The organism is Pseudomonas sp. R4-15 (genome assembly GCF_055768815.1).
The window spans coordinates 169962-192359 of the sequence record NZ_CM147293.1; the positions used below are offsets into that span (position 1 = coordinate 169962).

The following is a 22398-nucleotide window of genomic DNA, read 5'->3' on the forward strand; positions in this document are numbered from 1 at the left end:
TTTGCGATCAGGCGAAGAACAATCGCTGCAGGGCATCGCCCGGATCATCGGCGCGCATGAATGCTTCTCCGACGAGGAAGGTATAGACCCGGTTGATCGTCATCAGCTCGACGTCGGCGCGGTTGAGAATACCGCTCTCGGTGACCACCAGACGATCCTGGGGAATCTCCGGGAGCAGCTCCAGGGTGGTTTCCAGGCGTACGTCAAAGGTATGCAGGTTGCGGTTGTTGATGCCCACCAAGGGCGTCGACAGACGCAGCGCCCGCTCCAGTTCCTGCGCATCGTGCACCTCGACCAGCACGTCCAGGCCCTGGGCCTGGGCCGTATCGGCCAGTTCATGCATCAACACATCGTCCAGCGCCGCTGCGATCAGCAGCACGCAGTCCGCGCCCAGTGCTCGCGCCTCGACCACCTGGTAAGGATCGATGAGGAAGTCCTTGCGGATCACCGGCAGCGAACAGGCCGCGCGGGCCTGCTGCAAATAGGCGTCGCCGCCCTGGAAGAAATCCACGTCGGTGAGTACCGACAGGCAGGCCGCACCGCCCGCCTCGTAGCTACGGGCGATCTCCGCGGGAACGAAATGCTCGCGCAACACACCCTTGCTCGGTGAAGCCTTCTTCACTTCGGCGATCACCGCCGGTGACTTGCGCGCAGCACGCTCCTGCAGCGCCTGGGCAAAGCCGCGCGGCGCATCGGCCTGGGCGGCGCGCGTCTCCAGCTCGGCGAGGGACACCTGGCCACGGCGTTCGGCAACCTCTTCGGCCTTGCGTGCGAGGATCTTCTCCAGCACGGTCGGAATACTCATCCTGCATTCTCCTGGCGGTAGACGGCGGTAAAGGAGACCAGCTCGTCGAGTTTCTCCCGGGCCAGCCCGGTGTGCAGCGCATCCTGGGCGAGGCGTACGCCATCGGCCAGGTTAGCAGCATGATCCGCGGCGTAGAGGGCCGCGCCGGCGTTGAGCACGATCATGTCAGCGGCCTTCTGGCCACTCTCGGTCTTGCGCTTGCCCAGCGCATCGCGAATCAGTGCCAGCGACTGCTCGGCGCCTTCGACGGTCAGGCCGATCAGGCTCTGGCTCTTGATGCCGAAGTCTTCCGGCTGGATGCGATATTCCTCGACCTTGCCGTCGCGCAGTTCCGCGACGAAGGTCGGTGCGGCCAGGCTGATCTCGTCGAGACCGTCCTGGGCATGCACTACCAGCACGTGCTGGCTGCCCAGGCGCGCCAGCACCTCGGCCATCGGCCGGCACAGGGCCTGGCTGAAGACACCGATGACCTGGTGCTTCACCCCGGCGGGATTGGTCATCGGGCCGAGCATGTTGAACAGGGTACGCAGCCCCAGTTCGCGGCGCGGCCCGATGGCATGCTTCATCGCACCATGGTGAGCCGGCGCGAACATGAAGCCGACCCCGACGCCCTCGACACAGCGCGCCACCTGCTCCGGCTTGAGATCGAGATAGACTCCGGCGGCTTCCAGCAGATCGGCACTGCCGCTCTTGCCGGAGACCGCTCGGTTGCCGTGCTTGGCCACCTTGCCACCCGCCGCGGCGACGACGAAGGCCGCCGCGGTGGAGACGTTGAAGATGTTCATGCCGTCGCCACCGGTACCACAGGTGTCCACCAGGCGCTCGGCGCCGATGCACACCGGCGAGGCCAGCTCGCGCATGGCCTGGGCGGCGCCGACGATTTCGTCGATGGTTTCGCTCTTCATGCGCATGCCCATGAGGAAGGCACCGATCTGCGCGTCGGTGCACTGCCCGGTCATGATCTGCACCATCACCTGCTGCATTTCGTCGGTGCTCAGGTCGAGCTGGGCAACCACCTTGTTCAGCGCTTCCTTGATGTTCATTGGCGTACGCCTCCCTGCTGCTTGAGGAAGTTGGCGAAGAGCTCGTGCCCCTGCTCGGTGAGGATCGACTCGGGATGGAACTGCACGCCCTCGACGTTCAGGGTGCGATGGCGCAGGCCCATGATCTCGTCGACCGAGCCGTCCTCGAGCTGGGTCCAGGCGGTCATTTCCAGACATTCGGGCAGGCTTTCGCGACGCACCACCAGCGAGTGGTAGCGGGTCACGGTGAGCGGGTTGGCGAGGCCGGCAAACACGCCCTGGTCATGGTGGTGCACCGGGCTGGTCTTGCCGTGCATGGCCTGGCGCGCGCGCACCACTTCACCACCGAAGGCCTGGCCGATGCTCTGATGGCCCAGGCAGACGCCAAGGATCGGCAGCTTGCCGGCGAAATGACGGATCGCCTCCAGGGAAACACCCGCTTCGTTCGGGGTGCAGGGTCCCGGGGAGACGACGATGCGCTCGGGCGCCAGCGCCTCGATCTGCGCGATGCTCAGTTCGTCGTTGCGCACCACCTTCACGTCGGCACCCAGCTCGCCCAGGTACTGCACCACGTTGTAGGTGAAGGAGTCGTAGTTATCGATCATCAACAGCATGTCAGCGCCCCTCCACGGACTGCTCGGCCAGGGCCACGGCACGGAACATGGCGCGGCGCTTGTTCAGGGTCTCGACCCATTCGGCGTCGGGTTGCGAGTCGGCGACGATGCCGGCGCCGGCCTGCACGTGCAGTTCGCCGTCCTTGATCACCGCGGTGCGGATGGCGATGGCCGTGTCCATGTTGCCGTTCCACGCGAGGTAGCCGACCGCGCCGCCATAGACGCCGCGCTTGACCGGTTCCAGTTCGTCGATGATTTCCATGGCACGCACCTTCGGCGCGCCGGAGAGGGTGCCGGCGGGAAGGATCGCGCGCAGCGCGTCCATCGCGCTCATCCCGTCCTTGAGTTGGCCGGTGACGTTGGAAACGATGTGCATCACGTTGGAGTAGCGCTCGATCACCATCTTCTCGGTGACCTGCACCGAGCCGGTGGCGGCAACCCGGCCGACGTCGTTGCGTCCCAGGTCGATGAGCATCAGGTGCTCCGCGAGCTCCTTGGTATCGGACAGCAGGTCCTTCTCCAGCGCCAGATCCTCTTCGGCACCGGCGCCGCGCGGGCGGGTGCCGGCGATCGGACGCACGCTGACCAGGCCATCCTCGACGCGCACCAGCACCTCCGGCGAGCTGCCCACCACATGGAAGTCGCCGAAGTTGAAGAAGTACATGTAGGGCGTCGGGTTGAAGCAGCGCAGCGCCCGGTACAGGTCGATCGGCGCGGCGGCGAAGGGGATCGACATGCGCTGGGAGATCACCACCTGCATGCAGTCGCCGGCGAGGATGTAGTCCTTGATGCGCAGCACCGCTGCCTCGTAGTCCTCACGGGCAAAGCTGGAACGGAACGCCGGCTCGGCCCCCGCCGGGGCGTCCAGATCCAGCCCCAGGCGCGGGGTGATCGGCTGACGCAGGCGCTCGCGCAGCTCGGCCAGGCGCGCCTGCCCCGCCTCGTAGGCGTTCTCGACGGCCGGGTCGGCCAGCACGATCAGATGCACTTTGCCGGCCAGGTTGTCGAACACCACCACGGCGTCGGACACCATCAGCAGGATATCGGGCGTGCCCAGCGGATCGGGATTAGGGCAACGCGCCAGCTTCTTCTCCACGTAGCGCACGCTGTCATAGCCGAAGTAGCCGACCAGGCCACCATTGAAGCGCGGCAGGCCAGGCAGCGTGGGCACCGAGAAGCGCGCCTTGTACTGCTCGACGAAGTCCAGCGGATCGCTGCTCTCGCCCTCCTCCACCACCCGGTCATCGCGGTAAATCGCATAGTGGTGGTCGTGGATGCGCAACACTTCGCGGCAGGGCAGACCGATGATCGAATAGCGGCCCCATTTCTCGCCCCCCTGCACGGATTCCAGCAGGTAGGCGTTGGGCGCATCGGCGAGCTTGAGATAGAGCGACAGCGGCGTGTCGAAGTCGGCCAGGGTTTCGAAGGCCAGGGGAATGCGGTTGTAGCCCTGAGCGGCCAACCGCAGGAATTCTTCGCGGGTCATGATCGGTCTCGTGGTGGAGCCAGAAAAAGGGTCGAGCAAGCGGGCCGGGAAAACCGGCAGAAAAGGATCAGGCGCGCCAGCGCCAACGGGCCAGGGCCTTGATGACCTTCATCCACAGCTTGCAGGTAACCACCACGTCATGAATCTCGCATGGGCGGGCAACAGGCGGTCACGTTAGCGCAGCAAGCCCATACAGATCAACCGGGCAACAGCTCGGCCAGGCTGTCCAGTGCCAGCGCCGGCGCTTCCTCGTCGATAGGGCGGCCGTGGTTGTAGCCGTAGCGCAGGGCCACGCAGGGCACCCCGGCCGCCTTGGCGGCACGCACGTCGTTGCGCGAGTCGCCGACGAACAGTGCATCCTGCGCGCCAACCCCGGCCTCTTGCATCACGTGCAGCAGGCCGGCCGGATCAGGCTTCTGCTGCGGCAGCGTGTCGCCGCCAACGATCCAGGCGAAGCGCCCGGCCAGGCCCTTCTCCGCCAGCAGCGGTTCGACGAACTGCGCTGGCTTGTTGGTGACGATCGCCAGTTGCACGCCCTCGGCGGTCAGCCAATCGAGGCATTCGCGCACCCCGGGATAGACCGTGGTCAGCGCATGCCCCCCGGCATACGCCTGCATGAACAGCGCCAGCGCGCGTTCGGCCTCGGCATCGTCTACCGCGGCATGCTCGAGCTGGCCGGCCAGGGCGCGGCGCACCAGCACCTTCGAGCCATTGCCGACCCAGTCGCGCACCCGTTCCACGCCCGCGGGCGGCCGCCCGAGCTGCAACAGCATGGCGTCGATGGCGGCAGCCAGGTCCGGCACCGAATCCATCAGGGTGCCGTCCAGGTCGAACATCGCCAGACGCGGCAGATGTCCGCCGAACAGTGCGCGCAGGCTCATACCGAGCGGGCCTTGGCCAGCGCCTGACGCATGGCGTCGATCACCGTCTTGTAGTCCGGCTGGTTGAAGATCGCCGAGCCGGCGACGAAGGTATCGGCGCCCGCGGCGGCGATCTCGCCGATGTTATTCACGTTGACCCCGCCGTCGATCTCCAGACGGATGTCGCGCCCGGACGCGTCGATCAGCGCCCGCGCTTCGCGCAGCTTGTCGAGGGTGCTGGGGATGAACTTCTGCCCGCCGAAGCCGGGGTTGACGCTCATCAGCAGCACCATGTCGACCTTGTCCATCACGTACTTGAGCACGTCCAGCGGGGTTGCCGGGTTGAACACCAGGCCAGCCTTGGCGCCGCCGTCCTTGATCAGTTGCAACGAGCGGTCGATGTGCTCGGAACCTTCCGGGTGGAAGGTGATGTAGCTGGCACCGGCCTCGAGGAAGTCACCGATGATGCGGTCCACCGGCTTGACCATCAGGTGCACGTCGATCGGCGCGCTGATGCCGTACTTGCGCAGCGCCGCGCAGACCATCGGGCCGATGGTCAGGTTGGGCACGTAGTGGTTGTCCATCACGTCGAAGTGGACGATGTCGGCTCCGGCGGCGAGCACGGCGTCCACTTCCGCGCCCAAACGGGCGAAGTCGGCGGAGAGGATCGACGGGGCGATGGCATAGGGTTGCATGGCGGACCTGCGGGCTGCACGGGGAAAGGCGCGCATTGTACCGGCTCGGGCAGCATCTGGCAGCGCCCCCGACGGGGCGCTGCCCTCGCCATCAGAGGCCCAGGCAGAGGTACTTGATCTCCAGGTACTCGTCCAGTCCGTACTTGGAACCCTCACGCCCCAGCCCGGAAGCCTTCATGCCGCCGAACGGCGCCACCTCGTTGGAGATCAGTCCGGTGTTGACCCCGACCATGCCGTACTCCAGCGCCTCGCCGACGCGGAACGCGCGGGCCAGATCGCGGGTGTAGAAGTAGCCTGCCAGACCGAACTCGGTATCGTTGGCCTGGCGTACCACCTCGGCTTCATCGCTGAAGCGGAACAGCGGCGCCAGCGGGCCGAAGGTCTCCTCACGGGCCACACGCATGTCAGGCGTCACGTCGGCCAGCACGGTGGGCTCGAAGAAGTTGCCGCCCAGCGCCTGGCCGCCCTGCAGCACCCGCGCGCCTTTCTCCAGTGCATCGGCCAGGTGGCTCTGCACCTTGGCCACGGCGTTGCCGTCGATGAGCGGCCCGGTGGTCACACCGGCCTCGACGCCCTCACCCACCTTCAGCTTGGCCACCGCAGCCGCCAGCTTCCCGGCGAACGCGTCATACACGCCATCCTGGACGTAGATTCGGTTGGCGCAGACGCAGGTCTGCCCGGCATTGCGGTACTTGGCGATCATCGCGCCCTCGACCGCCGCATCCAGGTCGGCATCGTCGAAGACGATGAAGGGCGCGTTGCCGCCCAGTTCCAGCGACAGCTTCTTCAGGGTCGGCGCGCACTGCTCCATCAGCTTGATGCCGACACCGGTCGAGCCGGTGAACGACAGCTTGCGCACGACCGGGTTGGCGCATAGCTCGCCGCCGACCTCGCGAGAGCGCTCGGCATCGGCCGGCAGCACGCTGAACAAACCGGCGGGAATTCCCGCGCGCTCGGCCAGCACCGCCAGGGCCAGCGCGCTGAAGGGCGTCTGCGGCGCCGGCTTGAGAACCATCGCGCAACCGGCCGCCAATGCTGGCCCGGCCTTGCGGGTGATCATCGCCGCAGGGAAGTTCCAGGGCGTGATCGCCGCCGTAACGCCAACCGGCTCCTTGGTGACGATCAGCCGCTTGTCCGGCTGATGGCCAGGGATGGTATCGCCGTAGACACGCTTGGCTTCCTCTGCGAACCACTCGATGAAGGACGCGGCATACAGCACTTCGCCACGCGCCTCGCTCAGCGGCTTGCCCTGCTCGGCGGTCATGATCTGCGCCAGGTCTTCCTGGTTGGCCAGCATCAGCTCGAACCATGTGCGCAAGCGCGCGCCACGCTCCTTGGCGGTGAGCGCACGCCAGGCGGGTTGCGCGGCCTCGGCCGCGGCGATGGCACGCCGCGTTTCGGCGGCGCCCATGTTCGGCACGGATCCCAGAGACTCGCCGTTGGCCGGGTTGAAGATTTCCGTGGCGCTGCCGTCATCGGCAGCGCACCAGCGGCCATCGACATAAGCCTGATGACGCAACAGATCGGGGTCGTTCAGTTTCATGCACTACTCCAGCAGCCGGAGGCGCAGGCCATCCGGCAGGTCGGTTCGAGAGCTCACTCGGACGGCGGCAAATCCTTGGTAAAGGTCTGGTCGTTCTCGCCACGGAACATGTGCGCACCGTAGATCAGTGCGCAGAGACCGACGCCGATGGCGAAGGCCCAGCCGGCCCCCTTGATCGCCAGCACCGCACCAATCACCCCGGCGATGCCCAGATCGCGCTGGCTGCGCGCTTCCATGATGCCCAGGCGCACGCTCACGTAGCCCTGGATCAGCAGGGTCAGCGCCAGCGCCACGCCGAGGATCGGCTGCACCAGGGTCACCACCGGCAACAGCAACAGGCCGGTGTTGGTGCCCCAGCGGAACGAACCGACGCCGCCATAGATCGACTTCATCGCCTTGGCGCCACCCTTGAAGCGTTCGGTGATCACCACCTGCATGGCCGACCACTGTGGCCCGCACATGGCCACGTCCGGGCCGAGGATGCTCATCAACGCGTTACGCCCGCCGAAGATCAGGTGCGAGCGGTTCGGGTTGAAGTCGACCTTCTCGTCGCGGCGCACGTGATCGGCCTCGGAAAGAATCGCCCGGGCCCCGAGTACGTCGCCGAACACCACCAGGTAGGCGGCGAACACCGTCGGGATCGCCGTGACGAACATCATCAACGGCGGCATGCCCAGGCCGAACACGGTGTAGTCGCTCCACAGGGTGGCGAAGTCCGGCTTGCTGATGCCCCATTCAATGCTCGGCCAGGGAGCCTCGCCGAAGATCGGCGCGACGAACACCGCCAGCAGGATGATCGGGAAGATCCCCAGCTTGGCGAAGTTCCACCAGAAGCGGTTGCGCTTCTTCAGCGCCTGGAAGTGCACGGAGAACACCAGGTAGAAGGCGATGCCGATGGCAATGGAAATGGTCCAGGGGAAGGTGTCGAAGCGACCGCCTTCCTTGAACACCGTGACCACCGCACTCAGGCCGGCGCCCATGATGATGCCGGCCTTGAGCGCCGAGGGCACCAGCGACACGACCTTGCGTGCCGTACCCGTCATCCCCAGGCCGATGGAGAACGCCCCCAGCATCAACTGGAAGGCGATCAACGCGTGGACCCGCTCCGGTCCCTCCGGGAACTGGCTGCAGTAAGCCATCAGCAAAGGAATCGCCGGGGTGATCCAGCCCGGCACCACCGGGTCGCCGAGCAGATGGTGAACGAGATAGAGCAAGCCGTTGAGCATGACCACGGCCAGCGCCACCTCGAAGGGCATGCCGAGGAATTCGGTCATCAGCGGAATCGCCGCCAGGTCCACCGCGCACATGAGCAGACCCTGCATGTAATCGGCGACTTCGAAGCGGTAATGAATGAACGGCAGACGCACCTTGAAAGGCCCCAACGGCCAGTAAGGGGCTTCCACACCCAGTTCTTGTTGATGCAGTTCGGACATTTGAGTCACCCGGTTTTATTAGAGTTGTAAGCAGCGAGCCCCGGCATGACCGGGGCTGTCCATCGGTTGTTGCAGAGAAATCAGTAGGCTGCGCGGTAGATCTGCTCGATATCGCCCGCCGTCAGACGACGCGGGTTGTTGCGCATCAGGCGATCGATCTTGCTGGCCTCTTCGGCCATAGCCGGGATGGCGTCCTCGGGCACCCCGAAGCTGCGCATGCCCTTGGGGATGTCGACGCTGGCGCACAGCTCGGCCATCGCCTCGACGGCGAGGTCGGCCGCGGCCTTGTCGCTCAGGCCTTGGGTCTGCACGCCCAGGGCCGCGGCGATCTCGGCCATGCGCTCGACGCAGGCGAGCTTGTTCCAGGCCATCACGTAGGGCAGCAACAAGGCGTTGCTGACGCCGTGGGCGATGTTGAAACGCCCGCCCAGCGGGTAGGCCAGCGCATGCACGGCCCCCACGCCGGCGTTGCCGAAGGCCATGCCGGCCATCAGGCTGGCGGTGGCCATGTCCTCGCGCGCGGCCATGTCGGCCGGATTGGCGTAGGCCTTGGGCAGCGCCTTGGCGATCAGCTTGATGGCGCCGATGGCCAGCGAGTCGGTAATCGACGAGGCATTGACCGACAGGTAGGACTCGACCGCGTGCACCAGCGCATCGACACCGCTGGCCGCGGTGACGCCGCGCGGGCAAGTCAGGGTCATCACCGGGCTGACCAGCGCCACGTCGGGCAGCAGGTAGTCGCTGACGATGCCCTTCTTCAACTGCGCTTTCTTGTCGGACAGGATCGACACGTTGGTCACTTCCGAACCGGTGCCGGCAGTGGTCGGGATGGCGATCAGCGGCGGGCCCTTGCGCTTGACCTGATCGACGCCGAACAGCTCCTCCAGCGCGCCCTCATGCCCCACGTAGCCGGCCACCGCCTTGGCGATGTCGATGGCACTGCCTCCGCCGACGCCGATCAGGCCGTCGTGTCCACCGTCGCGATAAGCCTTGGCACAGGCCTCGACGATGGCGATCTCCGGCTCCGGCTCGACGCCATCGAAGATCCCGTAGGAGCACTCGCCCAACTGCTTGAGCACGTGGTCGACGGTACCGGACTCGATCAGGATGGCATCGGTGACGATCAGCGGGTGGGTGATCTTCAGGCGGGGCAGTTCGACCGCCAGTTGCTCCACGGCATGTTGGCCGGTCAGCAACTTATTGGCGATCTTGAATGCAGCAATACTCATCGGCAGGCCCTTTTATGCGTTTTTGCTGAACGGGTTCGGGCCCTGCCATAGCGATTCCTGTGCCAGCTCGCGCAAAGCGGCGTCCCACAAGGCTTGCGTCCATTTGCCACAGTTTTTACAGCGCGCCGAGCGATCAGAAAACCAATCAAAAAAACGCCATACGATCCATTTCTAAATCAACCCTGTTCCCAGCGCTTCATCTTCTGCACCAGGGTCGCCTGGCTCAGGCCGAGGACCTTGGCCGCCTCACGGGTGGTCTTGTGCTGCACCAGGGCCTTGCGGATCAGCCGCCGCTCGAGGTTCTCCACCTGCTTGCGCAGCGGCAGCAGGCTGTCATCGGCGTTTTCGCCCCGTGCGGCGCGCATTTCCTCGGGGAGTTCGAACAGCTCGACGCTCTCGCTGCTGCAGGTGACCACCAGGCGCTCGACCAGGTTGATCAGCTCACGGATGTTGCCGGGCCAGGCGTAGTCGGTCAGCGCATCCAGGGCCTCCAGCCCCCAGCTCAGTTCGCGCCCGTAGCGCTGGTTGAACTCGGCCAGGTAGAAGTCCAGCAGCGGCTGGATCTCCTCGCGACGCTCGCGCAGCGCCGGCACGTGGATCGGCACCACGTTGAGCCGGTAGTAGAGGTCCGCGCGGAAGCGGCCTTCCTCGACCATCTTGCGCAGATCATGGTGGGTCGCGGTGATGATGCGCACGTCCACTTCCCTGAGTTCCAGGCCACCGACCGGAATGAAGCGGCTCTCCTCGATCACCTTGAGCAGCTTTACCTGCAGCGCCAGCGGCAGGTCGCCGATCTCGTCGAGGAACACCGTCCCCTGGTGCGCCAGCTCCAGCAGGCCGCGCTTGCCCTTGCTGCCGGCACCGGTGAAGGCGCCCGCCACGTAGCCGAACAGCTCGGCCTCGATCAGGTTCTCCGGCAGCGCCCCGCAGTTGAGAGCCAGGAACGGCTGCGCCGCACGCGCGCTGCGCTTGTGGATGTACTGGGCAATGAGCGTCTTACCCACCCCGGTTTCACCCTGCAGCAACACCTTCACGTCACTCGCGGCGACCTGCCGGGCCAGTGCGAAGACCCGGCCCGAGGCGGGCAGGCTGGCGACAGGCGAGGCGTCGAGCAGGTCATCGCGCGGAGCGGCGTGCAACTTGGCCGTGCTGTTGCGCAACTGGCGCAGTTGCTGCAACTCGTCGCGCTCGTGCTTCATGCGCAGCAGCTCGGTCATGTCACGCACCGTGCTGACCACGTAGCTCACCCGTCCGTCGTCGGCGAAGATCGGCGTGCCGCTGACCAGCAACCGCTTGCCCTGGCCGACGTTCTGCATCAGCGACAGCGCCTTGGCCTCCTTGAGCACACGCAGGGAAACCGATTGCGAGATCAGCCCCTGCTCCACCAGCGCCTGCATGTGCTGGCCGACCACGTCCTCGCTGCGCAGCCCGGTCAGGCGCTCATAAGCCCGGTTGATCGTGACGGTGATACCGTCTGCATCGGTGATGTAGACGCCGTCATGCAGGGCATCGAGCAACTCGCGAAAACCGGGATCATCGAAGTCCATCTGGCGCCTCGGTAGGACTGGGAGAGCGCCGCATTCTACGCCGGGAAATGCAAAAGGCCCCGCCGGCTAACCGGCGGGGCCTTCGAGCAACGGCTATGCGCCGGCTACTCGGGGGTCTGGGTGCGCAGTCGCTCGCTACGTCCGCGCAGCCACTCCAGGGTCAGCAGCAGCACCACCGAGAAGCCGATCAGCAGGGTCGCGGCGGCCGCGATGGTCGGCGAGAGGTTCTCGCGAATGCCGCTGAACATCTGCCGCGGCAGGGTGGCCTGCTCGGGGCCGGCGAGGAACAGCGTCACCACCACTTCGTCGAACGAGGTAGCGAAGGCGAACAGCGCGCCGGAGATCACGCCGGGAGCGATCAGCGGCAGGGTCACCCGGCGGAAGGTGGTCAAGGGCGCGGCCCCCAGGCTGGCGGCGGCACGCACCAGGTTGTGATTGAAGCCCTGCAGGGTCGCCGAGACGGTGATCACCACGAAGGGCACGCCGAGCACCGCGTGCACCATGATCAGCGACAGGTAGCTGTTGCCCAGCCCCAGCGGGGCGAAGAACAGGTAGCTGGCGACACCGACGATCACCACCGGTACCACCATCGGCGAGATCAGGATGCTCATCACCAGCGCCTTGCCGCGGAATTCGCCACGGTTCAGACCGATCGCGGCGAGGGTGCCGAAGGCCATCGCGAGCAGCGTGGCGGCGGGTGCGACGATCACGCTGTTGGTCAGCGCGCGCATCCAGCCGGCGGAGTTGAAAAAATCCGCGTACCAGCGCAGCGAGAAGCCCTGCAGCGGATACACCAGGAAGGTGCCCGAGTTGAACGACAGAGGAATGATCACCAACACCGGCAATACCAGGAACAGCAGCACCAGCGCGCAGAGGATGCGCAGGCCGTAGTACCAGAGGCGCTCGATGGGAGACATGTAAGGGCTGAGCATGGGTTCGACTCCAGTGATCTTTTAGCGTTGTGCCCGGTTCGTGGAGCGCGGCCCGGCCTCTGCCAGAGCCCGCTCCCGCCCTTCGGGCACCCTCTCCCGCAACGGGCAGAGGGTCATCGGATGGCCTGTCCTGCAGACCCGTTCAGCCCAGGCGCAGCTTGCTGGCGCCGACCAGCCAGCTGTACACCACGTAAAGGCCCATGGTCGCCACCAGCAGCAGCCCGCCCAACGCGGTGGCCATGCCCCAGTTGATGGTGCTGTTGGTGTAGAAGGCGACGAAGTAGCTGATCATCTGGTCGTTGGCGCTACCGATCAGCGCCGGCGTGATGTAGTAGCCGATGGCGATGATGAACACCAGCAGGCCACCGGCGCCGACGCCGGCCAAGGTCTGCGGGAAGTACACCCGCCAGAAGCTGGCGAACGGGTGGCAGCCCAGGGAGATCGCCGCGCGCATGTAGGTCGGCGAGATGCCTTTCATCACACTGTAGATCGGCAGGATCATGAACGGCAGCAGGATGTGCACCATCGAGATGTAGACGCCGGTACGGTTGAATACCAACTCCAGCGGCGCATCGATCAGCCCCAGCTTCATCAGCGCGCCGTTGATCAGCCCGCCCGACTGCAGCAGTACGATCCAGGCGGCCACGCGTACCAGGATCGAAGTCCAGAACGGCAGCAGCACCATGATCATCAGCAGGTTGCTGGTGCGGGTCGGCAGGTTGGCCAACAGGTAGGCCAGCGGATAGCCGAGCAGCAGACAGATCACGGTGATCACCGCACCCATCCAGAAGGTACGCGCGAACACGTCCAGATAGATGGCTTGGTCCGGGGTGGTGGCGACGATATCGCCGAAGTCGTCGACGCGATGATCGAGCGCCGCCAACAGATAATAGGGGGTGTATTGGCTGGCGTTGCGGCGAATCACTTGCCAGTAGGCCGGGTCGCCCCAGCGCTCATCGAGGGACTCCAGAGCGTCCTGATAGCTCGCCGGGGTCGGCTCGAGCGGCAGTTTGCGCGCGGTCTTGGCGATCAGGCTGCGGTAGCCGGCGAGTTCCATGTTCAGGCGTTTCGACAGGTCACCGTGGGTCTGGTTGCGGCGCGCCTCTTCCAGGTCCAGCGCCAGCGAACGGAACACCGCTTCCTCCGGCAGGCCACGACCGTCCCAGGCGGCGATGGATTCGACCGTACGCGGCAGCGACTCGATCACCTCGGGGTTATGCACGCTGCGGTAGAGCAACGCGGCGATAGGCACCAGGAAGGTCAGCAGAAGGAACAGCAGCAGCGGCAGGATCAGCAGCTGCGACTTGCAGCGGCTCATCCGTTCGGCACGCGCGAGGCGCTGCTTGAGGGTCAGCCCGGTGGTCACGGCATTGGCCATGGCGAACTCCGCAAAGAATGGATCACATCGAAACGACGGGAGCGCCGCACAGGACGCTCCCGCGGGGCATCAGCGCGCCGCCCAGGCGTTGAAGCGCTGTTCCAGCTGCTCGCCGTAGTCGGCCCAGAAGGACACGTCCATGGCCACCTGATCCTTGATGTTGGCCTCGGTGGTCGGCATGTTTTCCAGCAGGCCGGCATCGAGCAGCGGCACCGCCTGGGTGTTCGCCGGGCCGTAGGCGATGTTCGACGAGTAGACCTTCTGCTGCTCGGGCTGCAGCGTGTAGGCGATGAACTTCAGCGCCTCGTCGGACTGCTTGGCCCCTTTCGGAATGGCCCAGGCGTCGAAGTCGTAGATACCGCCGTTCCACACCACTTTCAGGTTGCTCTCCTTCTGCACCGCAGCGATGCGGCCGTTATAGGCCGAGCTCATCACCACGTCGCCGGAGGCGAGGAACTGCGGCGGCTGGGCGCCGGCTTCCCACCACTGGATGTAGGGCTTGAGTTCGTCGAGCTTGAGGAATGCGCGATCCTGGCCGTCCTTGGTGGCGAGCACCTTGTAGACGTCCTTGGGTGCGACGCCGTCGGCCATCAGGGCGAATTCCAGGGTGTACTTGGCCCCCTTGCGCAGGCCGCGCTTGCCGGGAAATTTCTCCACGTTCCAGAAATCCGCCCAGCTCTGCGGCGCGCTGGACAACTTGTCGGCGTTGTAGGCCATCACCGTCGACCAGACGAAGAAGCCGACGCCGCAAGGGCTGATGGCGCCTTTCACGTAGTCGGACTCGTTGCCCAGGATCGACGGATCGATCTCTTCGAACAGGCCTTCGTCGCAACCGCGCGCCAGCTCCGGCGACTCGACTTCGACCAGGTCCCAGGAAACGCTGTTGGTGTCGACCATGGCTTTCACCTTGGCCATTTCACCGTTGTACTCACCGGCGATGATCTTGTTGCCGGTGCTGGCCTGGTAGGGCTCGTAGAAAGCCTTGACCTGGGCATTCTTGTTGGCGCCACCGAAGGAAACCACGGTGAGGTCGGCGGCCTGCGCCTGGGAAGCCGCGGCCAGGCCCAGGACGAGGGCGGAAAGCGTGAGACGTTGGATCATTGTTATCGCTCCTTGTATGCCAAGTGTTCGAACTCGATGAGGGTGCGCGTTCAGTCCGCCAACTGGGGGTCCAAGGCACGCACATGCTCGACCTGCCAGCCGAGCGGTACCACGTCGCCCACCGCCAGTGCCGGGTCCAGCTCGGCGATCGGCTGCTTCACGACGAAATCGTTCTGCCCGCAAACCTCCAGGCGAATACGCACGTGGTCGCCGAGGTAGACGAACTCCTCGATGCGACCGGAGAAGCGGTTGCTGCACTGTTCGCTGGCCGCCTCGATGCGCACGCGCTCCGGACGGACCGAGAGGCTCACCGGCTCACCGGGAGCACCCACGTTCACCGCCAGTGCCTCGACCCGCTCGCCGCGGCCCAGCAGCACCGTGCAACGCTCGCCGTCGACACGCTCCAGGCGCCCCGGCAGACGGTTGTTCTCGCCAATGAAGTGAGCGACGAAGGCATTGCGGGGCTCTTCGTAAAGGTCACGCGGCGGCGCGATCTGCTGGATCTCGCCCTGATGGAACACCGCCACGCGGTCGGACATGGTCAGCGCCTCCCCCTGGTCGTGGGTGACGTACACCACGGTCACGCCCAGGCGTTGATGGATGTGCTTGATCTCCATCTGCATGTGCTCGCGCAACTGCTTGTCGAGCGCCCCGAGGGGCTCGTCCATCAGCACCAGCTGCGGCTCGAAGACCAGCGCACGGGCCAAGGCCACGCGCTGCTGCTGGCCACCGGAGAGCTGCGCCGGGTAACGGTTGCGGAAGGCGTCGAGTTGCACCATCGACAGCGCGCGCTTGACCCGCTCGGCGGCGTCGGTGCGGTTCATGCCACGCACCGAGAGCGGGAATGCCAGGTTCTCGCCGACGGTCATGTGCGGAAACAGCGCGTAGTTCTGGAACACCATGCCGATGTCGCGCTTGTGCGGCGGCACCCGGTTCAGCGAGCGACCGTCGAGCAGGATCTCGCCAGCGGTCGGCGTTTCGAAGCCGGCCAGCATCATCAGGCTGGTGGTCTTGCCGGAGCCGGACGGCCCCAGCAGGGTGAGGAATTCGCCGCGGCGAATGTCCAGATTGAGGTCCTTGACGATCAACGACTCGCCGTCGTAACTCTTCTGCACGCCTTTGAAGCTGACCAGGACGTCCTGCTGCTCGGCCATACCGCACCCTTGGTTGTGTCTGTCTCAAGGGCTCTAGACTAGGCAAGCGAAGCGGCGGAAAAAATCGGGCGGCAGGAGAGAATGCCGTGGGCCTTGCGGAAGTGCCGTGTAGGCATCGCCCTACACGGCAGGCGTTCAGACCAGGCGGTGTTCCACCGCGTAGCGCACCAGCTCGGCGACGCTGGAAAGCCCGAGCTTCTGCATCAGCCGGGCCTTGTGAGTGCTCACCGTCTTGCCGCTGATCGCCAGGTGCTGGGCGATCTCGTTGACGCCCTCGCCGCGTACCAGGCGCTCGAACACCGAGAACTCGCGCTCGGAGAGCTGCGCGTGGGCCGGGCGCTGGTCGGTCAGGCCGACCTCGAAGACCATGCGGTCGGCCAGTGACGGATCGATGTAGCGGCCGCCGCTGGCGACCTTGCGCAGGGCGGTGAGCAGCAGCGCAGGGTCGCTGTCCTTGGTCGCATAGCCCGCCGCGCCGATCTTCAGCGCACGGGCGGCCATCTGTGCCTCGTCGTGCATCGACAACACCAGCACCGCCGGCGGCTGGCTCAGCGCACGAATCCGCGGAATCGCCTCCAGGCCATTGCAGCCGGGCATGGAGATGTCCAGCAGGACCACCTCGCAGGCGGTCTCGCGCAGGCGCTCCATCAATTGCTCGCCATTGCCCGCCTCGGCCACCACGCAGAGGTCCGGCGCCATGCCGATCAACTGCTTGATGCCCTCGCGAACGATGGTGTGGTCCTCCGCCACCACGACACGGATCATGCCGCCACCTCCTCTTCGACGACCAGTTGCACGCGCAACAGCGTACCTTGTCCGGGGCGGCTGTCGATCTGCAGATCGCCGCCAAGCATCAGCACCCGCTCGCGCATGCCCACCAGGCCGAACGAGTGCCCTTGCGCCAGGGCGGCCGGATCGAAGCCGCAACCATCGTCGGCGACCTGCAGGCACAGCGTGCCGTCGAGGTACGCCAGTTGCACCTCGACGCTGTGCGCCCGGGCATGCCGCATGACGTTGGTGAGCGCCTCCTGCAGTACGCGGAAGAGCCCCACCGCACGCGCATCCGAGAGTTCCGGCAACTGCTCCGGCACGCTGACCAGGCAGGGCGTTCCGGTGCGCGCCTCGAACTGCAGCGCCTGCCATTCGATGGCCGAGGCCAGGCCGGCATCGAGGATCGGCGGACGCAGCGCCGAAGCCACGTCGCGCACCAGGCTGAACAACTGTGCCAGCAGCTTCTTCATCCCGGTCATGCGCTCACCGAGCCCGGCCACCTCGCCGTGGGCCAGTTCGCACATGGAGATCTCCAGCTTGAGCACGGTGAGCACCTGGCCGAGTTCATCGTGCACCTCGCGGGCGATGCGCGCCTTTTCCTCCTCGCGCACGCTTTCCAGGTGCGCCGCCAGCTCGCGCAGTTGCCCGCGCGAAGCCTCCAGTTCCAGCTCGTTGACCTTGTTCTCGCTGATGTCCCACAGCACGCCATCCCACACCGCCCGGTCCTCGCTGCTGCGGCGGGCGCTGGCACGGATGTCGGCCCAGCGCAGTGCGCCGTCACGGGTGAGGATGCGTCCCTGCCAGCGCCAGTCGTGGTTCTCCGCGAAGGCGCGAGCCTGGGTCTCCAGGTAGCCGGACAGATCATCCGGATGCACCAGCGAACGCACGCCACGCGCGGCCAGCGCTTCGCTGTCATAGCCGAGCAGCGCCTCGCAGCCATCGCCAATGAAGGCGAAGCGCGGCGCCAGGTGCTCCTCGGGGCGCTCCAGGCGAAACACCATGCCCGGCACGTTGGCGGCGATGCCCTGCAGGCGGGATTCCCGTTCGAGCAGCGCGGCCTGGGTCCGCCGCCGCTCGCTGACGTCGCTCAGGAAGGCCACCAGGTATTCCGAATCGCCAAAGCGCAGGAAACTCAGGTCCAGCTCCACCGGCAGCCAGCTGCCATCGCTACAGCGGTAGAAGGTTTCCATCGCCGCCGCGCCGCCCTCGCTACGGGTACGCCGCCACAGTTCCAGCCAGCGATCCATGTCCAGCTCCGGCTGCAACTCGCTCAGCGGGCGCTCGCTGAGCCCGCCGGGGGCATAGCCGAGCATGCCTTCGGCGGCATGGTTGGCGTAGCGAATGCTGCCATCCCAGTTGACCCAGAGGATGCCGACACTGCCGTGGTCGACGGCGAACTGGGTCATGCGCAGGGCCTCTTCGGCGGCCTTGCGCTCGGCCGCGGCGCGACGCTCGGCGAGCAGCCGGCGCTCCAGGTCGCGCTGCTGGCGGCGCTGGATCAGGAGCAGCGCCAGCAGGCCGGCCACCAGCAGCAGCAACAGCACGCTGCTGCTACGCCAGAAGGCCAGGTCGCGGGACGTGGCCAGCGTATCCTCCGGCAACCAGCGCCGCTGTAGGCGCTCCATCTCGGCCGAGGGTAGCTGCAGCAGCGCTTCGTCGAGTACCTCGCCGAGCAACGGCGCGTCGAGCCGGGTACCGATACGCAGCAGCTTGGGCAAGCCCAGGTCGCCGACCACCGAAACGCCGGAAAACTCGTACTGGCGCGCCAGCAGGCCGAGCTGCACCTTGTCCACCACCGCATAGTCGGCGCGCTGTTCGAGCACCGCGCGCAGCGCCTGGCGCTCGCTGTTCAGCGGCAGACGGCGCACGCCGGGGTAGGTTTCACGCAGGTAGCCCAGCGCCGTGCTGCCTTCGCGCAAGGCGATGGTCAGCCCGCTGGGCAGACGATCGATATCCACCCGCTCGGCGCCGGCCTCGCCGACCAGCAGCTGCGGCACCCGCATGTAGGGATCGGAGTAGCGCCACACGCGCAGCCCCGCGGGCGTTTGCTGCAGTCCCGGCGCCAGATCGATGCGCCCTTCGCGCAGGGCACGCTCGAGCGCCGCCTGGCTGTCGAAGGCGGTCCACTCCAGGCCAACGCCCAACTCGCGGGCCAGCGCCTCGACCAACTCCACATTGGCGCCGCCCAACTGCTGGCGGCGGCGATCGATCTGCGCAAACGGTGGTTGCAGCACGACCCCGACATGCAACTGCGGGTGCGCGTGCAGCCACTCGCGCGGAGCATCGTTCAGCTCCGGAGCGGGCGCGGCACTGGCGAAGGCACTGCCGGTCAGACAGAAACACAACAGCAGCAGCGGCCAGCGGGGCATGGGAAACTCGGCGCAGAAAGAACGGAGGTTGTACATTACTCCACTCACCGCCGCCGATGAACGCAGCGCCGATGGCGCGTCACCCCGGAGGTCGATTCCGATGCGCGCATATGCCCGAGCCTGGTGCCTGGGAACCCTGTTGGTCCTGCCGTCGTTGCAGGCCGCCGAGCCCACCGCTGCGGCACCGACCGAGCCCAGCGCAGCGCCACGCGCACCGCTACTCACCCGCAGCGAGGAAGCGGCCCAGGGCCTGCAACGCAGCCTGCCCGCCGAAGAGCAGGTACGCCTGCCACTGCCGGACGGCGACTTCCTGGCACTGTGGCGACCGGCGGAAAGCGCTCATCCCAAGGGCCTGGTGGTGATTCTTCCCGGTGCCGACGAGCATGCGGACTGGCCGGACGTGGTCGGCCCGCTGCGCAGGGAACTGCCACACGCCGAATGGCACACCCTCAGCCTGATGCTGCCCGATCCACCCGATCCGCCGCTGCCCGCACCCGCCCCAGCGGCCGATGCGAACAGCGACGCAGCCCCCGCCACCACCGACGCCCCTGCGGCCTCGCCCGAGGCGACCTACGCCGCAGCCATCGCCGCCCGCCTGGGCGCCGCCCGTGCCTATGCGCAACAGGCGCAGCTCAAGCCCGTGGTGCTCCTGACCCACGGCAGCGCCGCCTACTGGGCGGCCCTGGCGTTGAGCAGCGACAACGCGCTGGCCCAGGGCCTGCTGATGATCGACGCCGAACAGCCGGCGCTCGCCGCCGCTGCGCTGCCGCCTCTGCTGAGCGGCCTGAGCCTGCCGGTCGGTGACTACAACTATGCCGAGCACGACCCGGCCGGCCAGCGCCTGCGGCGCCTGGCCAACCTCGGGCACGCCAACTACGCGCAGGTCAATCTGGACGTGCTCGCCGACAGCGACGGCGAAGAGCAGCGATTGGCCAGTCGCGTGCGCGGCTGGTTGTCACACAATTTCCACTAGAAACCACGTTGCTTGCGCACCAGCGCATAGGCCGTGTGCAACTCGCCGGTACGTTCGGTGGCGCGTCGCACCTCGGCCTCGGTGGCGCCCGCACCTGCCAGTTTGTCCGGATGGTGGCGGCTGAGCTGACGCCGATAGGCCCGCTTGATCGCCTGCTCGTCGCTCTCCTCGCCGATGCCCAGCAGCTTCAGGGCCTGGCGGTAGGCATCGTTGCCGCCGGAGGATGGCGGTCCGCCGGTCTTCGGCGCCGGGCGCAAGGCCACCGTCTGCGCTTCGTTCAGGCCCAGCCAGGCGCCCCATTCGACGATCAGACGGCGCTCGACGTTGCCATAGCGACCATCGGCCGCGGCCATGCGCCAGCAGGCGGCTATCAGGCTTTCGACAATCACCCGATCACCGCGCAAGGCCTGCAGCGGCTCGCGCAGCTCGTCCGCGGCCAGCTTGCCTCGGGAGAAGGCATCGATGGCGCGGCGCAACTCATCGCCTTCGAGCCCCAGTGCGCGCATTTCCTCGCGGGCCTGGCGAATGTGCGCTTCCGCGACCCGTCCCTCGCACTTGGCGACCCGCCCCATGAGCATGAAGCGCAGGCTCTGCAGATCGGGCCCACGACGCCCACGCAGGCGCTGGCGCAACTCCCGCCAGGAGCGCAGCTTCAGTTGCCGGTCGAGCACCTGGCCAAGCAGCCCGCCGAGCAGCGCGCCCGGAATGTCGGCAATCGCATAGCCTGCCGCAATGCCACCGAGAGTCCCCAGCCAGAGCATCTCAGGGCGCCTCGGCGAGCATGCGCTCGACATCCGCGAGCCGTTCCGGGGTGCCGACGTCGACCCAGCGGCCCTGTTGGCGCACGCCGCCCACACGCCCGGCAACCATCGCCTGGCGCAGCAGCGGCGCGAGCTTGAAGGCGCCAGCCTGGCAACCCTCGAACAGCCGCGGATCGAGTTGCGCCACGCCGCTGTAGGTGAGCCGCAGGCCCTCGCCGGCCTCGTGCACCCGCCCGGCCGCGTCGAGCAGGAAGTCCCCCGCAGGGTGGTGCGGCGGATTGTCGACCAGCAGCAGCCGCGCCAGGTCGCCCTCCAGCGGACGCTGCAACGTGATGAAGTCGAAGTCGCCCCAGACGTCACCGTTCACCAGCAGGAAGGGCTCATCACCGAGCAACGGCAGCGCCTTGAAGATGCCACCACCGGTTTCCAGCGGCTCGCCCTCGGCGGAGTAATGCAGGCGCAGACCGAAGCGCGCGCCATCGCCGAGATGCGCCTCGATCTGCTCGCCGAGCCAGGCATGGTTGATGACCACCTCGCGAATGCCGGCCGCGGCCAGCGCCAACAGGTGGTACTCGATCAGCGGCCGGCCGGCCGCCGGCAGCAAGGGTTTGGGCGTGTGCAGCGTCAGCGGGCGCATGCGCTCGCCCTTGCCGGCCGCCAGCAGCATCGCCTTCATGCGGCAGGACCACGCAGGTCGGCAAGCAACGTGCGCAGACCGTCCAGCTCGGGACGTCGGGCGAGCACCGCGTCGATGTAGGCGAAGAAGCGCGGCACATCGGCCAGGTAGCGCGGCTTGCCGTCGCGGTGGCAGATACGCGCGAAGATGCCGATGACCTTCAGGTGACGCTGCACGCCCATCAGGTCGCTGGCTCGCAGGAAGTCCTCCAGCGCCGCCGGCAGCGGCAGGCCGAGTGCCCGGGCGCGTTGCCAGTAATCGGCCAGCCAGCCCTGCACACGCGCTTCCGGCCAACTGATGAAGGCGTCCTTGAACAGGCAGGTGATGTCGTAGCTGACCGGGCCGTAGACCGCGTCCTGGAAGTCCAGCACACCCGGTTGGGTTTCACCGGGCATCAGGTTGCGCGGCATGAAGTCGCGATGCACCAGCACCCGCGGCTGCGCCAGCGCGCTGTCGATCAATTGCCGGCAGACCTGATCCCAGGCGGCCTGCTGGGCGGCGTCGAAGCTCAAGCCGAGGTGACGGCCAACGTACCACTCGGGGAACAGTTGCAGCTCACGACGCAGCAGCGCTTCATCGTAGACCGGCAGATCGGCGTCCAGGGGCAGCCGCTGCAGACGCAGCAGGCTGTCGACCGCGGCGCCGAACAGACGGTCGGCATTACCCTCGTCGAGTACGTCCAGATAGATCTGCCGACCGAGGTCCTCGAGCAGCAGGAAGCCTTCCACCAGGTCCTGGGCAAGAATCTCCGGCACGCGCAGTCCGGCGCCCGCGAGCAAGCCGGCGACCTTGACGAACGGTCGGCAGTCCTCCGTGGCCGGCGGCGCGTCCATGACGATCAGGCTGTGGCCATCGGCCTCCCAGCGGAAATAGCGGCGGAAGCTGGCGTCGCTGCTGGCCGGGGTCAGGCGCTCGCCGTCGCGGCTCCAGCCGCGGGCCGCGCAGAGCGCGGGAAGTTGCGCATCCAGCCAGGCCTGCAGCTGCTGCAGGCGTAGATCGTGTGGCATCAAGGGGTTACTCCGCAGAACGCTAGCCGTTGAGCAGGTCAT

20 protein-coding genes are annotated in these 22398 nt (G+C 66.7%); 1 reads left to right on the forward strand and 19 read right to left on the reverse strand.

The features are described from left to right. Positions 1-7 precede the first annotated feature (7 nt). The 16 genes from trpC to ACYRGX_RS00985 form a co-directional block, all read right to left on the reverse strand. The gene (gene trpC / locus ACYRGX_RS00910; protein ID WP_473054740.1) at positions 8-805 is read right to left on the reverse strand and encodes an indole-3-glycerol phosphate synthase TrpC; all 798 of its coding nucleotides are present in this window, start codon (positions 803-805) and stop codon (positions 8-10) included. After that, positions 802-1848 (reverse strand): anthranilate phosphoribosyltransferase, encoded by a 1047-nt coding sequence (trpD, locus tag ACYRGX_RS00915; protein WP_473054741.1) that lies wholly within the window; start codon positions 1846-1848, stop codon positions 802-804. Before trpD ends, trpC begins: the two co-directional genes overlap by 4 nt. Further along, positions 1845-2441 (reverse strand): aminodeoxychorismate/anthranilate synthase component II, encoded by a 597-nt coding sequence (locus tag ACYRGX_RS00920; RefSeq protein WP_473054742.1) that lies wholly within the window; start codon positions 2439-2441, stop codon positions 1845-1847. Before ACYRGX_RS00920 ends, trpD begins: the two co-directional genes overlap by 4 nt. Position 2442: 1 nt before the next feature. Continuing rightward, on the reverse strand, positions 2443-3927 hold the full coding sequence (gene trpE / locus ACYRGX_RS00925) for an anthranilate synthase component I (protein WP_473054743.1): 1485 nt from the start codon (positions 3925-3927) through the stop codon (positions 2443-2445). Positions 3928-4124: 197 nt separating this feature from the next. Next, positions 4125-4808, reverse strand: a complete 684-nt coding sequence (locus ACYRGX_RS00930) for a phosphoglycolate phosphatase (RefSeq protein WP_473054744.1) — start codon at positions 4806-4808, stop codon at positions 4125-4127. Beyond that, positions 4805-5482, reverse strand: coding sequence for a ribulose-phosphate 3-epimerase (rpe, locus tag ACYRGX_RS00935; RefSeq protein ID WP_473054745.1), 678 nt, complete (start codon positions 5480-5482; stop codon positions 4805-4807). Before rpe ends, ACYRGX_RS00930 begins: the two co-directional genes overlap by 4 nt. Positions 5483-5573: 91 nt before the next feature. Continuing rightward, positions 5574-7025 carry an NADP-dependent succinate-semialdehyde dehydrogenase gene (gene gabD / locus ACYRGX_RS00940; protein WP_473054746.1) on the reverse strand — a complete coding sequence of 484 codons (1452 nt, stop codon included), beginning with the start codon at positions 7023-7025 and terminating at the stop codon, positions 5574-5576. A 53-nt stretch (positions 7026-7078) separates the two neighbouring features. Next, positions 7079-8458: a hypothetical protein gene (locus ACYRGX_RS00945; protein WP_473054747.1), complete on the reverse strand. Its 1380-nt coding sequence runs from the start codon at positions 8456-8458 to the stop codon at positions 7079-7081. Between the two features lie 80 nt (positions 8459-8538). Then, the gene (locus ACYRGX_RS00950) at positions 8539-9687 is read right to left on the reverse strand and encodes an iron-containing alcohol dehydrogenase (RefSeq protein ID WP_473054748.1); all 1149 of its coding nucleotides are present in this window, start codon (positions 9685-9687) and stop codon (positions 8539-8541) included. A gap of 176 nt (positions 9688-9863) precedes the next feature. After that, a complete protein-coding gene (locus tag ACYRGX_RS00955) occupies positions 9864-11234 on the reverse strand; it encodes a sigma-54 interaction domain-containing protein (RefSeq protein ID WP_473054749.1) in 1371 nt (456 codons plus the stop codon). 104 nt (positions 11235-11338) lie between these two features. Then, complete coding sequence (locus ACYRGX_RS00960; RefSeq protein WP_473054750.1) at positions 11339-12166, reverse strand: ABC transporter permease; 828 nt, start codon at positions 12164-12166, stop codon at positions 11339-11341. Between the two features lie 142 nt (positions 12167-12308). Beyond that, positions 12309-13544, reverse strand: a complete 1236-nt coding sequence (locus ACYRGX_RS00965; RefSeq protein ID WP_473054751.1) for an ABC transporter permease — start codon at positions 13542-13544, stop codon at positions 12309-12311. A gap of 69 nt (positions 13545-13613) precedes the next feature. Beyond that, complete coding sequence (locus tag ACYRGX_RS00970; protein WP_473054752.1) at positions 13614-14645, reverse strand: ABC transporter substrate-binding protein; 1032 nt, start codon at positions 14643-14645, stop codon at positions 13614-13616. A 50-nt stretch (positions 14646-14695) separates the two neighbouring features. Then, complete coding sequence (locus ACYRGX_RS00975; RefSeq protein WP_473054753.1) at positions 14696-15799, reverse strand: ABC transporter ATP-binding protein; 1104 nt, start codon at positions 15797-15799, stop codon at positions 14696-14698. 135 nt (positions 15800-15934) lie between these two features. Beyond that, positions 15935-16564, reverse strand: coding sequence for a response regulator transcription factor (locus ACYRGX_RS00980; RefSeq protein WP_473054754.1), 630 nt, complete (start codon positions 16562-16564; stop codon positions 15935-15937). Next, positions 16561-18939, reverse strand: a complete 2379-nt coding sequence (locus tag ACYRGX_RS00985) for a PAS domain-containing sensor histidine kinase (RefSeq protein WP_473054755.1) — start codon at positions 18937-18939, stop codon at positions 16561-16563. The genes ACYRGX_RS00980 and ACYRGX_RS00985 overlap by 4 nt, the downstream gene beginning before the upstream one ends. Positions 18940-19039: 100 nt before the next feature. Between ACYRGX_RS00985 and ACYRGX_RS00990 the strand changes: the two genes are divergently transcribed. Beyond that, the gene (locus ACYRGX_RS00990) at positions 19040-19912 is read left to right on the forward strand and encodes a DUF3530 family protein (RefSeq protein ID WP_473054756.1); all 873 of its coding nucleotides are present in this window, start codon (positions 19040-19042) and stop codon (positions 19910-19912) included. Here the strand turns inward: ACYRGX_RS00990 and ACYRGX_RS00995 are convergent. Genes ACYRGX_RS00995 through ACYRGX_RS01005 form a run of 3 tightly spaced genes read right to left on the reverse strand, consistent with a single transcriptional unit; the run spans position 19909 to position 22356 of the window. Then, positions 19909-20673, reverse strand: coding sequence for a TerB family tellurite resistance protein (locus ACYRGX_RS00995; protein ID WP_473054757.1), 765 nt, complete (start codon positions 20671-20673; stop codon positions 19909-19911). The two genes, ACYRGX_RS00990 and ACYRGX_RS00995, sit on opposite strands and share 4 nt — an antisense overlap. 1 nt (position 20674) lies before the next feature. After that, positions 20675-21349 (reverse strand): N-acetylmuramate alpha-1-phosphate uridylyltransferase MurU, encoded by a 675-nt coding sequence (murU, locus tag ACYRGX_RS01000; protein ID WP_473054758.1) that lies wholly within the window; start codon positions 21347-21349, stop codon positions 20675-20677. Further along, a complete protein-coding gene (locus ACYRGX_RS01005; protein WP_473054759.1) occupies positions 21346-22356 on the reverse strand; it encodes an aminoglycoside phosphotransferase family protein in 1011 nt (336 codons plus the stop codon). The genes murU and ACYRGX_RS01005 overlap by 4 nt, the downstream gene beginning before the upstream one ends. Positions 22357-22398 lie beyond the last annotated feature (42 nt).